Source organism: Candidatus Zixiibacteriota bacterium, assembly GCA_020853795.1.
Lineage (GTDB): Bacteria > Zixibacteria > MSB-5A5 > CAIYYT01 > CAIYYT01 > JADJGC01.
Map to the genome: position 1 here is coordinate 1 of JADYYF010000194.1, position 14,724 is coordinate 14,724.

13 protein-coding genes and 1 tRNA gene are annotated in these 14,724 nt (G+C 58.5%); all 14 read right to left on the reverse strand.

The window, feature by feature from the left end:
* A partial coding sequence (tuf, locus tag IT585_14530) for an elongation factor Tu (GenBank protein ID MCC6964466.1) occupies positions 1-127 on the reverse strand: 127 nt, incomplete at its 3' end.
* A gap of 41 nt (positions 128-168) precedes the next feature.
* Complete coding sequence (gene fusA / locus IT585_14535; protein ID MCC6964467.1) at positions 169-2,232, reverse strand: elongation factor G; 2,064 nt, start codon at positions 2,230-2,232, stop codon at positions 169-171.
* Between the two features lie 75 nt (positions 2,233-2,307).
* Entirely contained in the window at positions 2,308-2,778 is a 471-nt protein-coding gene (gene rpsG / locus IT585_14540) for a 30S ribosomal protein S7 (GenBank protein MCC6964468.1), read from the reverse strand.
* 64 nt (positions 2,779-2,842) lie between these two features.
* On the reverse strand, positions 2,843-3,217 hold the full coding sequence (locus IT585_14545; GenBank protein MCC6964469.1) for a 30S ribosomal protein S12: 375 nt from the start codon (positions 3,215-3,217) through the stop codon (positions 2,843-2,845).
* 105 nt (positions 3,218-3,322) lie between these two features.
* Positions 3,323-7,471 carry a DNA-directed RNA polymerase subunit beta' gene (rpoC, locus tag IT585_14550; protein ID MCC6964470.1) on the reverse strand — a complete coding sequence of 1,383 codons (4,149 nt, stop codon included), beginning with the start codon at positions 7,469-7,471 and terminating at the stop codon, positions 3,323-3,325.
* Between the two features lie 13 nt (positions 7,472-7,484).
* Positions 7,485-11,237: a DNA-directed RNA polymerase subunit beta gene (rpoB, locus tag IT585_14555; GenBank protein MCC6964471.1), complete on the reverse strand. Its 3,753-nt coding sequence runs from the start codon at positions 11,235-11,237 to the stop codon at positions 7,485-7,487.
* Between the two features lie 258 nt (positions 11,238-11,495).
* A complete protein-coding gene (gene rplL, locus IT585_14560; GenBank protein ID MCC6964472.1) occupies positions 11,496-11,885 on the reverse strand; it encodes a 50S ribosomal protein L7/L12 in 390 nt (129 codons plus the stop codon).
* Positions 11,886-12,006: 121 nt separating this feature from the next.
* The gene (locus IT585_14565; GenBank protein MCC6964473.1) at positions 12,007-12,525 is read right to left on the reverse strand and encodes a 50S ribosomal protein L10; all 519 of its coding nucleotides are present in this window, start codon (positions 12,523-12,525) and stop codon (positions 12,007-12,009) included.
* 18 nt (positions 12,526-12,543) lie between these two features.
* Positions 12,544-13,251 carry a 50S ribosomal protein L1 gene (locus tag IT585_14570; GenBank protein MCC6964474.1) on the reverse strand — a complete coding sequence of 236 codons (708 nt, stop codon included), beginning with the start codon at positions 13,249-13,251 and terminating at the stop codon, positions 12,544-12,546.
* Between the two features lie 4 nt (positions 13,252-13,255).
* A complete protein-coding gene (gene rplK, locus IT585_14575; protein ID MCC6964475.1) occupies positions 13,256-13,681 on the reverse strand; it encodes a 50S ribosomal protein L11 in 426 nt (141 codons plus the stop codon).
* 15 nt (positions 13,682-13,696) lie between these two features.
* Positions 13,697-14,227, reverse strand: a complete 531-nt coding sequence (gene nusG / locus IT585_14580; protein ID MCC6964476.1) for a transcription termination/antitermination factor NusG — start codon at positions 14,225-14,227, stop codon at positions 13,697-13,699.
* Positions 14,227-14,421: a preprotein translocase subunit SecE gene (secE, locus tag IT585_14585; GenBank protein ID MCC6964477.1), complete on the reverse strand. Its 195-nt coding sequence runs from the start codon at positions 14,419-14,421 to the stop codon at positions 14,227-14,229. The genes nusG and secE overlap by 1 nt, the downstream gene beginning before the upstream one ends.
* A gap of 22 nt (positions 14,422-14,443) precedes the next feature.
* Positions 14,444-14,519: transfer RNA gene (locus IT585_14590), tRNA-Trp, on the reverse strand.
* Positions 14,520-14,563: 44 nt separating this feature from the next.
* Positions 14,564-14,724, reverse strand: a 161-nt coding sequence (gene tuf / locus IT585_14595; protein MCC6964478.1) for an elongation factor Tu, incomplete at its 5' end; no start/stop codon positions are given.

Genomic DNA, 14,724 nt, shown 5'->3' on the forward strand with positions numbered 1-14,724 from the left:
CGCTCTTGTCCCGCTTCGCCAACACCATCGTGATCGCCGCCGTCAACGTCGTCTTCCCGTGATCCACGTGCCCGATCGTCCCTACGTTGACGTGCGGTTTCGACCGATCAAATTTCTCCTTCGCCATGGCAGCTCTATCCTCCGGTTATCTCAAACACAAAATTTCTTCTACGCTTTGGCCAAATCCAGTTTTTTAACAATCGACTCCGGCACTTTGGAATAAGTCGAGAATTGCATAGTATAAATTGCGCGGCCCTGTGTCAAGCTGCGAAGTCGAGTTGCGTAACCAAACATTTCGGCCAGGGGGACGGCCGCCGAGAGCACTTGGCCGTCAGGACGGCTGTTTATGCCCTTAATCGCCGCCCGGCGGGACTGCAAATCGCCCATCACATCGCCCAAATATTCATTGGGGAGGACGACTTCGACGTCCATAATCGGCTCGAGCAAAACCGGACTGGCTTTGCGGGCGGCCTCCTGGAAGGCCATGGAGGCGGCAATCTTGAAGGCGATTTCGGATGAGTCAACTTCATGGTAGGAGCCATCGACCAAGCGGGCCAGGATGCCGGTCATAGGATAGCCGGCGATCACGCCTGACGTCAACGCTTCGCGCACGCCCTGCTCGACCGCGCCGATGTATTCTTTCGGGACGGCGCCGCCGACGATTTTGTCTTCAAATTTGAAATCGGTACCATCATTGAGCGGCTCGAATTCCATGTAGACATGACCGAACTGGCCGCGACCACCGGATTGACGCACAAACTTGCCTTCGGCCTTGGTGCGCGCCGTGATCGTTTCCTTGTAGGCTACGCGCGGGCTGCCGACATTGGCTTGTACCTTGAACTCGCGCATGAGGCGGTCGACGATGATTTCCAGATGCAGCTCGCCCATGCCGGAGATGATGGTTTGTCCGGTTTCTTCGTTGGTTTCGACGACGAAGGTCGGGTCTTCTTCAGCCAGCTTCTGCAGGGATTCGCCCAGTTTCTCCAGGTCCATCTTGGTCCTGGGTTCGATCGCCACGGAGACCACCGGCTTGGGGAAGCGCATAACTTCAAGCAGAATCGGATGATCGGGGTCGGAGATCGTGTTGCCGGTTGTCGTGTACTTCAGGCCAATTCCGGCAACGATGTCACCGGCATGAGCTTCTTCCATGTCTTGACGGCGATTGGCGTGCATCAGGAGGAGGCGAGAAACTCGCTCTTTCTTATCGCGGTTAACATTGTAGACCTGCGAACCGGCTTTGATGGTTCCAGAATAAACGCGGAAATAAGTCAGCTTGCCGACGTGCGGGTCGGACATAATTTTGAACGCGAGCGCCGAGAACGGTTCCTTCGGATCCGGCTTGCGCAGAAGGACGGCATCGGTGCGCGGGTGGTGGCCCTCGACGGGCTTCAGGTCCATCGGCGACGGCAGAAAGTCGACGATCGCATCGAGAAGTTTCTGCACGCCTTTATTCTTGAACGACGAACCAACCAGCACCGGGGTGACTTTGCAGTCGATGCAGGCCTGGCGGAGCGCTTTATTGATGTGCTCCACCGGCGGCTCCTCGCCCTGGAGGAACATCTCGAGCAGATGGTCGTCGTAATCGGCGACAGACTCGAGCATCTTTTCGCGCCACTTGCGCGCAATCGGCAGCAAGGATTCGGGGATATCGATATCGTCGAAGGTCATGCCGGCGGATTCTTCGTGGTAGATGCGGAATTTCATGGTGATCAGGTCGATCACGGCGGTGAACATCTCACCTTCGCCGGCGGGAACCTGCACGGGGATAAAGTGGGAGTGCAGGCGTTCTTCCATCATGTTGAGGGTACCTTCGAAGGAGGCGCCAATGCGGTCCATCTTGTTGATGTAGGCAATGCGCGGCACGCCATACTTGTCAGCCTGGCGCCAGACGGTTTCGGACTGCGGTTCAACGCCGCCGACGGCACAGAAGAGCGCGACGGCGCCGTCGAGGACGCGCAAAGAGCGCTCGACCTCGGCCGTAAAATCGACGTGACCGGGGGTATCGATGATATTGATCTGATGACCGTTCCAGAGGCAAGTGGTCGCGGCGGAAGTGATGGTAATGCCGCGTTCCTTCTCCTGCTCCATCCAATCCATGGTCGCCGCGCCTTCGTGCACTTCACCCATCTTGTGGCTCTTGCCGGTGTAGTACAGAATGCGTTCGGTGGTCGTGGTTTTGCCGGCATCGATGTGCGCCATGATGCCGATGTTTCTGAGCTTACTTAGATCCATATCTTATAGACAAAAAAATCCCCGCTGAAAATCGCTTACCCAGAAACCTTCTTCAGCGGAGACTTATCGTTGACGTTACCAGCGGAAATGGGCGAAGGCCTTGTTGGCTTCCGCCATTCGATGCGTGTCCTCCCGCTTCTTGATCGAGGCCCCTTCATTCTTGGCGGCGGCGAGAAACTCGGCGGCCAAGCGCTCGGACATCGTCTTTTCGGAGCGGTCGCGAGCGAAGCTGATAATCCAGCGGAAAGCCAGGGCAGTGCGCCGATCGGCGGGCACTTCAACCGGCACCTGATAGGTCGCGCCGCCGACACGTCGAGATTTGACCTCGACCAGCGGCTTGACATTATTCAGGGCCTTATAAAACGTCTCCAGCCCCTTCTGGTTGTGCTTTTTCTCGATGATATCGAGGCAATCGTAGAGGATGCCTTCAGCGATCGATTTTTTGCCCTGCTCCATCAGACAATTGATGAACTGGGAAATGACGTAATCGCCGTACTTTGGATCCGGTTTTCGCGGCCGTTTAGTGGCAGCTTTTTTCCGTGGCATTCTCTCCTCAACTCCTCGTCAGAATATCATCATCAGACCGCCGCGGGGGCGGCCGTTGTTCTCGTTACTTCTTGGGCGCCTTGGTGCCGTACTTGGAGCGGCTGCGCTTGCGGTTCTCGACGCCGGAGGCGTCCATCGAGCCGCGGATAATGTGGTAGCGTACGCCGGGCAGATCCTTGACGCGGCCGCCGCGGATCAGCACGATCGAGTGCTCCTGCAGATTGTGGCCGATGCCGGGGATATAGGCCGTCACTTCCATCTGGTTGACCAGGCGGACGCGAGCGACCTTGCGCAAAGCCGAGTTGGGTTTTTTCGGCGTGGTGGTATACACGCGGGTGCAGACGCCGCGTTTTTGCGGGCTGCGCTTAAGCGCCGGCGTATTCGACTTGTAGGTCACCATCTGGCGGCCTTTGCGGATCAACTGGTTAATCGTCGGCAAAACAATCCTCTCTCAAAGCGGTGCCCAGGTGAGGGGCACCGAGATTAACAGACGCAAAAACGCCTCAAAACAAGACTTGTAAAATATCCGCAAGGTGCTTGTGTGTCAAGCGTTTTCTTGCAGAATTTCTTCCGCGGACAAGCCTTCAGCGGCCTCCATCGCGCTTTCATCCAGTTCGAGCCCGCGGTAAGCCTCCATACCGGTGCCGGCGGGAATCAAGCGGCCGATGATGACGTTTTCTTTCAAGCCGCGCAGGAAGTCCTCTTTCCCCGCCACTGCCGCCTCGGTCAGCACCTTGGTCGTTTCCTGGAAGGACGCGGCCGAGATGAAGCTTTCGGTGGAGAGTGACGCGCGGGTAATTCCGAGCAGAAGGTCGCGCGAGGTGGCGGGCACGCCGCCTTCGGCGATAACGCGTTGATTCTCCTCGTTGAAGCGGGCCTTGTCGACCTTTTCGCCTTCGAGGAAGTTGGTATCGCCGACTTCGTCGACCTGCACTTTCTGGAGCATCTGGCGGACAATCACTTCGAAGTGCTTGTCGTTGATCTTGACGCCCTGCAGACGGTAGACTTCCTGAATTTCATTTACGAGATACTCTTGCACGGCGTTGGTGCCGAGAATCCGGAGCATATCGTGGGGATCGATCGAGCCTTCGCACAGCCGGTCGCCGGCGGAGACGCGGTCACCCTCATGGACGCGCAGGTGCTTGCCGTACGGAATCAGATACTCGTGGACTTCCCCGTCCTCCGCTTTGACAAAGACCTGAGTATTACCGCGGATCGTCTTGCCGAATTCGACGAAGCCGTCGACTTCGGAAACCACCGCGGGGTCGCGCGGCTTGCGGACTTCGAAGAGCTCCGCCACGCGCGGCAAACCGCCGGTGATGTCGCGGGTCTTGGAGATATCGCGCGGAATCTTGGCGATAATCGTGCCGGCCGGGATGTGCTCCTCGTTGTTGACTTCGAGGTAGGCGCCGATCGGCAGCGAATAGGAGCCGCGTTTCTTGCCGGCCTTGTCGAGGATGTTGACGCGCGGCATCAACACCTTTTCGCGCGGTTCGACGATGACGCGCTGCATCAGGCCGGTGACTTCGTCCAGTTCTTCGCGCATCGAAACGTTTTCAACGATGTGCTCGTACTGCACGGTGCCGGCGGCTTCGGAGACGATCAGATTGTTGTAGGGTTCCCACTCGAAGAGGACGGTTCCCTGCTCGCTCTTTTCGTCGCCGGTGACCAGGTTGGCCGGATCGTTTTTGTGGACCTTGTCACCGGCCTTGACGCGCAGGATGGCGGCGTACGGGACGGTATAGGTCGTGCGATAGCGGCCCTCGGTATCGAAGTGTTTGATGCGGCCGTTCCGGGAGACGACGATTTCGTCGCCGGACTCGCGGGTAATCGTGCGAATATCTTCGAATTCCACGTGGCCGTCGGCCTTGGCGGTCACGAACGATTGTTCGGTGATGCGCGCGGCCGTACCGCCGATGTGGAAAGTTCGCAGGGTGAGCTGCGTGCCGGGTTCGCCGATTGACTGGGCGGCGATAACGCCGACCGCTTCGCCGAGCTGCACCATCTGGCCGGTGGCCAGATTACGGCCGTAGCATTTGGCGCAAACGCCGCGGCGCGATTCGCAGGTCAACACCGAACGGATATGGACCGACTCGATGCCGGACTCTTCGATCGCCTGGGCGGCGAGCTCGTCGATTTCTTCCTTCTCGCGCGCGAGAATGCGCTCGGTCTGGATCGGATCGTAGACATCTTCGATCGCCACACGGCCGACGATACGGTCTTGCAGCGACTCGATGACTTCCTCGCCGTCTTTCAGGGCCGAGATGTGGATGCCGATGACGGTGCCGCAGTCGTCCTCCGTGATGATGACGTCCTGCGCCACGTCGACGAGACGGCGGGTCAGGTAGCCGGCGTCCGCGGTTTTAAGCGCGGTGTCGGCGAGACCCTTGCGAGCGCCGTGGGTCGAGATGAAATACTCGAGCACGTTGAGGCCTTCGCGGAAGTTGGCGACGATCGGTGATTCGATGATTTCGCCGACGGCGCCGGTCATCCGCTTCTGCGGTTTGGCCATCAGGCCGCGCATCCCGGCGAGCTGACGAATCTGATCCTTGGAGGACCGCGCGCCGGAGTCGGCCATCATGTAGACCGGGTTGAAGCCTTCCTTCTCGAGCGAGAGGCCGCGGAACATTTCCTCGGCGACTTCGCTGGACGTGCGGGTCCAGGTATCGATGACCTTGTTGTAGCGTTCGCCGTTGGTAATCACGCCCTTCTCGTAGTCGCGCTGAATTTTGGTGACTTCCTTCTCGGCCTGCGCGACGAGGTCTTTCTTCTTCTTGGGAATCGAAAGATCGTCGATGCCGACGGTGATGCCGCCGAGCGTCGCATACTCGAAACCGAGGTGTTTCAGCTTGTCAAGGAAGTCGGAGGTGCGCACGGAACCGAGGCGGCTGTGCGCTTCGAGCACGAGCTCCTCCAGATTCTTCTTGGTGGCCGGGCGATTGGCGAGACTGAACGGCACTTCCTTCGGGAAGATCTGGTAGAACAAGATCCGGCCGATGGTCGTTTCGACCAACTTGCCTTCCAGTTCGACCTTGACCTTGGCGTGCAGTTCGACTTCGCCCATCGCGTGCGCGTAGAGCGCTTCGTCCATGGTGGCGAATCTGAGTCCCTCGCCCCTGGCCTTGCTCTTGGGCTTGGTGACGTAGTGCAGGCCGATAACGATATCCTGCGACGGTGTCGCGACGGGGCGACCGTTGGACGGCAGCAGTACGTTGTTGGTCGACATCATCAGGATGCGCGCCTCAAGCTGCGCCTCAAAGGAGAGCGGCACGTGGACGGCCATCTGGTCGCCGTCGAAGTCGGCGTTGAAGGCGCCGCAAACGAGCGGGTGCAGACGGATTGCTTTGCCCTCAACCAGCACCGGATAGAAGGCCTGGATGCCGAGACGGTGCAAGGTGGGGGCGCGATTGAGCATCACCGGATGATCGGCGATGATCTCTTCGAGGATGTCCCAGACTTCGGGGCGTTCGCGTTCGACCAGCTTCTTGGCCGACTTGACGGTCTGGACGTAACCCTTCTCTTCCAGCTTCATGATAATGAACGGTTTGAAGAGTTCGAGCGCCATGGTCTTGGGCAAACCGCACTGATGTAATTTCAGCTCGGGACCGACAACGATCACGGAACGACCGGAGTAGTCGACGCGCTTGCCGAGCAGGTTCTGCCGGAAGCGACCTTGCTTGCCCTTGAGCAGGTCGGAGAGCGACTTGAGGGGCCGTTTGGAGTCGCCGCGCACGGAATTGGTGCGGCGGCCGTTGTCGAAGAGCGCATCGACGGCTTCCTGCAGCATGCGCTTTTCGTTGCGCAGAATGACCTCGGGGGCGCGGATGTCGATGAGCTTTTTGAGCCGGTTATTGCGGTTGATAACGCGCCGATAGAGGTCGTTGAGGTCGGAGGTCGCAAAGCGTCCGCCTTCCAGCGGCACCAGGGGCCGCAAGTCCGGCGGGATCACCGGGATGCGGGTCATGACCATCCACTCGGGACGATTGTTCGACTGACGGAAGGCCTCGATAACGCGCAGGCGCTTGAGCATGTCCTTCTTGCGCTGGGCCGAGGTTTCGACTTTGACCTGCGCGCGCAATTGAATCGAGAGTTCTTCGATGTCAACGCGCTTGAGGAGCGCTTGAATCGCCTCGGCGCCCATCTTGGCTTCAAACTGCTTGCCGGAAGCATCCAGTTCCTGGAATTCCTCTTCGGTGACAATATCCTTCTCTTTGTAAGAGGTATTGCCCGGATCGACGATGATGTAGTTTTCGTAATAGAGGATTCGTTCCAGGTCGCGTACTGACAGATCGAGCAAGTAGCCGATGCGTGACGGCAGCGACTTAAAATACCAGATATGGGAGACGGGGACAGCCAGGTCGATATGACCCATGCGGTCGCGCCGCACCTTGGCCTGAGTGACTTCAACACCGCAACGGTCGCAGACGATACCGCGGAAGCGGATGCGTTTGTACTTGCCGCACGAGCACTCCCAGTCCTTGACGGGACCGAAGATGCGTTCGCAGAACAAGCCGTCGCGTTCGGGTTTGAACGAGCGGTAGTTGATCGTTTCCGGTTTAGTGACTTCGCCGTAAGACCACGACAGAATGACTTCCGGCGACGCCAACTGTATCTTCATCGCTTTGAAGTCCGAGGGCCGCTTCTGCTGTTTAACGGAAAAATCGACCACTAGGATACCTCCTTCAGCTGACATTCCTTGACCATAGTTAGCTCTCGATCAATTCGACATCGAGGCCGAGACTGCGCAATTCCTTGACGAGGACGTTAAACGACTCCGGCACGCCGGGTTCGGGCGGATTTTCGCCTTTAACGATGGCCTCGTAGATCTTGGAACGTCCGACGACGTCGTCCGATTTGACGGTGAGCATTTCCTGCAACGCGTAGGCCGCGCCGTAGGCCTCCAATGCCCAGACCTCCATTTCGCCGAAACGCTGGCCGCCGAACTGCGCCTTGCCCCCAAGGGGCTGCTGCGTGACCAACGAATACGGTCCAATCGAACGCGCGTGAATCTTATCGTCGACCAAATGCGACAGTTTCATCATATAGATCACACCGACGGTGATTTCATTATCAAAGGGCTCGCCGGACTTGCCGTCGTAGAGGACGGTTTTACCCGATTCGGGGAGTCCCGCCTTCTTCAGTTCGCCCTTGATTTCGTCGATCGAAGCGCCGTCAAAGACCGGGGTGGCAATCGGCATTTCGAGAGCCTTGGCCGCCCAGCCGAGATGCGTTTCGAGCAACTGGCCGACGTTCATACGGGAGGGAACGCCGAGTGGATTGAGGATGATCTCCACCGGGGTGCCGTCGGTGAGGTACGGCATGTCCTCGACCGGCACGATCTTGGCGATAACGCCTTTGTTGCCGTGACGGCCGGCCATCTTGTCGCCCACCGAAAGTTTGCGGCGAATGGCGATCTTGACCTTGACGAGCTGCTTGACGCCGGGCGGCAGTTCGCTGCCGCGGGCGATCTTGTCGAGTTCGATGTCGAGACGTTCCTGACAATCGCCAACAAGCTTCTCGGCTTCCGCGACGATGCTCAGGGCCTTCTTGTCGAGACGCGCATCGGAACAGACGCCGTCGCGCCAGGTGGAGGCAAGCACATCGACCTCGGCCAAGGTGCCTTCCTTAAACTTCTGGCCGGCGCGCAGGAGGACAGTGCCCTCTTCGGCGTGCTTGAGTGTCTTGGAGGTGGCGCCCTCAAGAATCGTTTCAAGCCGCTCGTTGAGGTGCGACTTGATCATCTTGATCTTGTCGCCCATTTTCTTACGAATCGCGGCTGATTCCGCTTTCTCGCGCTTCTTGGCTTCTTCGCTCTTTTCCTTACGCGAGAAAATCTTGGTATCGATCACGATGCCCTTAAGCCCCGGCGGCGCTTTCAAGGAGGCGTCGCGGACGTCGGCGGCCTTCTCCCCGAAGATGGCGCGCAGGAGGCGTTCCTCCGGCGAGAGTTCGGTCTCGCCTTTCGGCGTCACCTTACCGACCAGCACGTCGCCGGCTTCGACCTCGGTGCCGGTCTTGACGATACCGTGTTCATCGAGGTGCGAGAGCTCCTCTTCGGAGACGTTGGGGATTTCACGGGTGATTTCTTCGGCGCCGCGCTTGGTGTCGCGGACCTGAAGCTCATACTCTTCAATGTGAATCGAGGTAAAGATGTCGCGTTGTACCAGCGCTTCGCTGACGATGATGGCGTCCTCGAAGTTGTAACCGCGCCACGGCATGAAGGCCACGAGGGCGTTATAGCCGAGCGACAACTCGCCGCCATGGACGCCGGGGCCGTCGGCGATCGGGTCGCCGATACTGACGCGCTCGCCGACATCGACGATCGGACGATAGTTGATGCAGGTGTCTTGATTCGAGCGTTTGAATTTGATCATGCTGTAGGTGATCGGCTCGATGAAGCCCAATTCGTCGCCCTTGACCTTGGAGTCGGGCTGGATCGTAATGTGGTCGGCATCGGCCTCGGTGACCACGCCGGCAACCTTGGTCAGCATGACCGCACCGGAATCGCGGGCGGCCTTGCCTTCCATGCCGGTGCCGATATACGGCGGGTCGGTCACGAGCAGCGGCACGGCCTGGCGCTGCATGTTGGAGCCCATCAGCGCGCGGTTGGCGTCGTCATGTTCCAGGAACGGAATCAAGGACGCGGCGACCGAGACGAGCTGCTTGGGACTGACGTCGACGTAGTCAACCTTGCTGGGCTCGACGATCGGATAGTCGGAGCGGAGACGGCACGTGATCAGGTCGTTCTGGAACTTGCCATGCGACGAGATCGGCTCGGCGGCCTGGGCGATATGATAATCGTCTTCTTCGTCAGCGTTGAGGAAGACCAGTTGGTCGGTCACCTTGCCGTTGACGACCTTGCGGTACGGCGTTTCCAGGAAGCCGAGGTGGTTAATGCGCGCATAGGTCGCGAGCGAGGCGATCAGACCGATGTTCGGTCCTTCCGGCGTCTCGATCGGGCAGATACGGCCGTAGTGGGTATGGTGCACGTCGCGGACTTCGAAGCCGGCGCGCTCGCGGGTCAAACCGCCGGGGCCGAGGGCCGACAGGCGGCGCTTGTGCGTCAGTTCCGCCAGCGGATTGGTCTGATCCATAAACTGTGAGAGCTGCGACGAGCCGAAGAAGGTGTCCACGACCGACGAAACGGTACGGGCGTTGATCAGTTCATGCGGCGCGACTTTCTCGGTGTCTTTGAGCGAGAGCCGCTCGCGAATGGTGCGGGCGACGCGCGAGAGACCGACCGAGAAGAGGTTCTCGAGCAGTTCGCCGACCGTGCGGGTGCGGCGGTTGCCGAGATGATCGATATCGTCGATCGAGCCCTCACCGTTACGCAGCTTGAGCAGGTACGAGATGATCTTGATGAAGTCGTCCGGTGTCAGCGCGTTGTGAGTCATCGGGGTGTTCAGTTTCAGGCGCTGATTCAGCATATAGCGGCCGACTTCGCCGAGATCGCAGCGTTTGGCGTCGAAGAACATTTTCTCCATGACGTTCGAGGCGACCTCGGGAGTGAACTGCTCACCGGGGCGCTGCAGCGCATGGAACTTGGCCAAAGCTTCCTCGGTGGACTTGGTAACGTCTTTCTTAAAGGTATTGGCGATGACGCGGGCGTCCTTGGTGGCGTCGATCTTGAGCACCTTGATGTCCTTGACGCCGGCCTCCACCGCTTTCTCGGCAAGGTTTTCGGTGATTTCCTCGCCGGCGGAGATCAGGACTTCGCCCGACTCCTTGTCGACGACGGTCTGGGCGGAGAGCTTGCCGATGACCTTGGCGACGGAGCGGCTGGAGACGGCGACGGCTTCGGTGTCGTAAAACAGCTTGAGGATGTCTTCGTCGGTCGAGTGGCCAAGTCCGCGGAGGAACATCGTGATCGGCTGCTTCTTACGGCCGTCGGACGAAACCCACATCATGTCGTTGACATCGAGGTTGATTTCGACCCAGCTCCCGCGGTACGGGATAATGCGCGCGGCGAAGAGGCGTTTGCCGTTGGGGTGAATCTCGTCGTCGAAGAAGACGCCGGGAGAGCGATGCAACTGGCTGACGATGACGCGCTCGGAGCCGTTGATGATGAAGGTACCCTGCTCGGTGATGAGCGGAAACTCGCCGAGGAAGACGTCGTTTTCAATAACGTCCTTAACCTTCTTGGTCTCTTTCTTCTTGGTCTCCTTCCCTTCTTCTTCTTCCGGCTGTTCATAGGAGATCAATCGCAGTGTCGCTTTGAGCGGCACGGCGTAGGTCATGTTCCGGTCCTGACATTCCTGGATGGAGTACCGCGGTTTACCGATCGAGTACTTGACGAACTCGACGGTATAGTTTTCGCGGATGTCGGATACCGGAAAGATCTCCTCGAAGACGCGCTGCAACCCGATTTTCTTGCGTTTGTCGGAAGACAAGTCGGCCTGCAGAAATTCCTCGAACGATTCCAGCTGGATCGCCAGAAGGTTGGGCATTTCCGGTTCCATGGTCAACTTGCCGTACGACCGCCGATTCAGAGTTGAAACCTTGGCCAAGAGTTCACTCTCCTTTAAAGGATGATGGCTTTGTCACAAAGACTAACAAATCCGCCAGATTACGCTTTCACAAACATCGCTCGCGCCGGTATGCAACCGGTTGCGCCGTAAAAACAGAAAAACACCTTAGGCGTTCGGAAGTTCCCGAAGGCTAAAGATGCAAAAGACCCGACCGCCCGATGGGCCGGGTCTTGTTGAAGAAAAGCAAAGTTACTTAAGGTCCACCTGGCCGCCGACCTCTTCCAGCTTCTCCTTGACTTTCATCGCTTCATCCTTGGAGAGGCCTTCTTTCACGACGCCGGGGGCGTTATCAACCAAGTCCTTGGCTTCCTTGAGTCCAAGGCCGGTCAATTCGCGGACCACTTTAATGACCTGGATCTTCTTGTCGCCGGCTGCGGTCAACACAACGTTGAACTCGGTCTTTTCGGCCACGGCTTCACCGCCGCCGGCAGCGCCGGCGCCGGGCATCATCCCGCCCGCCATCATCGGCATGGCGGCGCTGACGCCGAACTTTTCCTGCAACTTGGAAGACAGGTCGGACAACTCCATCACGGTAAGACCCGCGATATCGTCAACCAGCTTATCGACTTTGTCTGACATCTCTACTCCTTCGTTTCCTCAAAAACTGGCGCCGCTGAACGGACCGCCGGGCGTGAGTGCGTAAGACGCGCGGCCGCTCCGGCATCAACGGAGCGTTAGTCCGGCAACGGACGAAAACACGTTAATTATTCATCTTCTCTTTCATGGCTTCGAGCGTACCGACGAACTTGCGAATCACGCCGTCGAGGGTACCGACGAAGTTTGACAGCGGCGCGCTGACGCTGCCGACGACCATGGCCAGGAGTTGCTCGCGGCCAGGCAGCTTGGCGATGCGCTCGGCATCGGCGCCGCCGTAGACCATCCCGTCCATATAGAGGGCGCGAATCTGCGGCTTCTGGTTGTCCTTGCCGAAGTCGAACAGGACTTTGGCCATCGCGCCGGGATCCTCGTGCCCCAGGGCCACGGCGGACGGACCTTTAAAGTACTGGTCGAGCCCGACGATACCGGCTTCCTTGGCGGCAATGCGCATCAGAGTATTTTTCGCGACGACATACTTGATGTTCTTCTTGCGCAATTCGGCGCGCAGCAAAGTCGCTTTTTCTACGGTCAGACCGGCATAGTCGGTCACGGCGACACACTGGGCGCTCTTGAAGGTTTCCGTCAGGTGACTGACTTTCTCGAGGTTTTGCTGATTTGGCATCGGTAACGTACTTCCTTCCTAAGCGGTTTTGACGCGCGCCAGAATATCGGCGGTCGAGATTTTTACGCCCGGGCCCATGGTTGAACTCATCGCAGCATTTCTCAGATAGGTGCCTTTGGCCGAAGCCGGACGCGCCTTAATGATCGCTTCCAGGAAAGCCATCGCATTCTGAGCCAACTGTTCTTCGGTAAACGAGACCTTGCCGATCGGCACACCGATATTGCCGGTCTTGTCGACGCGGTACTCGATTTTGCCGGCTTTGATTTCGCGCACGGCTTTGGTGACATCGGCGGTGACGGTGCCGGCCTTCGGGTTCGGCATCAGTCCCTTGGGACCAAGCACCTTGCCGAGCGGACCAAGTTTACCCATCATGTCGGGGGTGGCGACAATGACATCGATGTCGGCCCACCCGCCCTTAAGTTTTTCCAGATAGTCTTCGTTGCCGGCATGATCGGCGCCGGCGGCGCGCGCATCTTCCAGCTTCTCATCCTTGGCGATCACCAGGATGCGGACTTTCTTGCCGGTGCCGTTGGGGAGGGCGACGGTGCCGCGGATCATCTGATCGGCTTGTTTCGGATCGACGCCAAGGCGGACGGCCACTTCGACGGTTTCGTCGAATTTGGCGTAGGCGTTACCCTTGACGGCTTTGACGGCCTGTTCGAGCGGGACCGGCAGTTTTTCGCCCATTTTCTTGCGCGCGTTGCTGTAGTTTTTTCCGTGCTTCATGGCCTTAATTCTCCACTTCCAGGCCCATACTGCGGGCGGTTCCGGCGACCATGCTCATGGCCGTTTCGAGCGATGCGGCGTTGAGGTCGGGCATCTTCATCTCGGCGATTTCCCGAATTTGTTGCCGGGTCACGCGCCCAACCTTGTCCCGGTTGGGGGTGCCGGAGCCCTTGGGGATCTTGGCCGCTTTAAGCAACAAGACGGCCGCGGGCGGTGTCTTGGTGATGAAGGTAAAACTCTTGTCAGAGAACACGGTGATGACGACCGGGATAATGAGCCCGGACTTTTCCCCCGTGCGGGCGTTGAACGCCTTGCAGAATTCCATAATGTTGACGCCCTTCTGACCGAGAGCCGGACCGACCGGCGGCGCCGGGGTCGCCTGTCCTGCAGGAATCTGCAGCTTTACGAATCCGGTTATCTTCTTTGCCACAACTTTAAACTCCTCTTAGACCGATTCAATTTGCAGGAAGTCCAGCTCGACGGGAGTCGGACGTCCAAAGATCGAAACCATGACCTTGACTTTTTTGCGCTCGAGATTGATCTCGGAGATGAATCCGGAGAAATCCGAGAACGGGCCGTCGATCACCTTGACCTGGTCGCCGGCATGCCACGGGACTTCATCCAATTCGACTTCGCGCTTGGAATCCATCTTGCCGACCATGCGGTCGACCTCATCGCGGCGCAGCGGGGTCGGTTTGCCGGCGGAGCCGACAAAGTTGGTGATGCCGGGCGTGTTGACGATGCGCTGCTCGAGCAGCTTGTCCAATTCCACTTCGATGAGCAGATAGGAGGGCAGAAACTTCTTGGTCGAGGTCGAGCGTTTGCCCTGCTTCATTTCGGTAACCAATTCGGTCGGGATGAGAATCTCGCCGAACTTGTTTTCCAGGCCTTCAGTAACGATCATCTTTTCCAGATGCCGCTTGGCCTTCTGTTCCTGACCCGAATAGGTATGGACGGCGAACCACTGTTTGGCCATTACGATCTCAGCACCAAACGGGTTAGATAGGAGAGACCGGAATCGACGGCGAAGGTAAAGGCCGCCAGCAGGATTGAAGTGATGATCACGACGATCGTCGAGCCACGGACTTCGTCCCACGTCGGCCAGGTGACCTTCTTCATTTCGATCATGGTCTCTTCGTAGTAGGTCACGATTTTGTCACGCAGGTTCATACAACCTTCTCTTCATTAGAAATGGCAGGCCAGGAGGGACTCGAACCCCCAACATCCGGTTTTGGAGACCGGCGCTCTACCATTCGAGCTACTGGCCTGTGCCACAATTGTCAGCATCTGCAGTATCACTCGGCTCCGGAGACTACGCGATGATCTCGGCAACGACGCCGGCGCCGACGGTGCGACCACCCTCGCGAATGGCGAACCGCAGTTCCTTCTCCATCGCGATCGGCATGATCAGCTCCACTTCCATCTGGATGTTGTCCCCCGGCATCACCATCTCCACGCCATCCGGCAACTTGA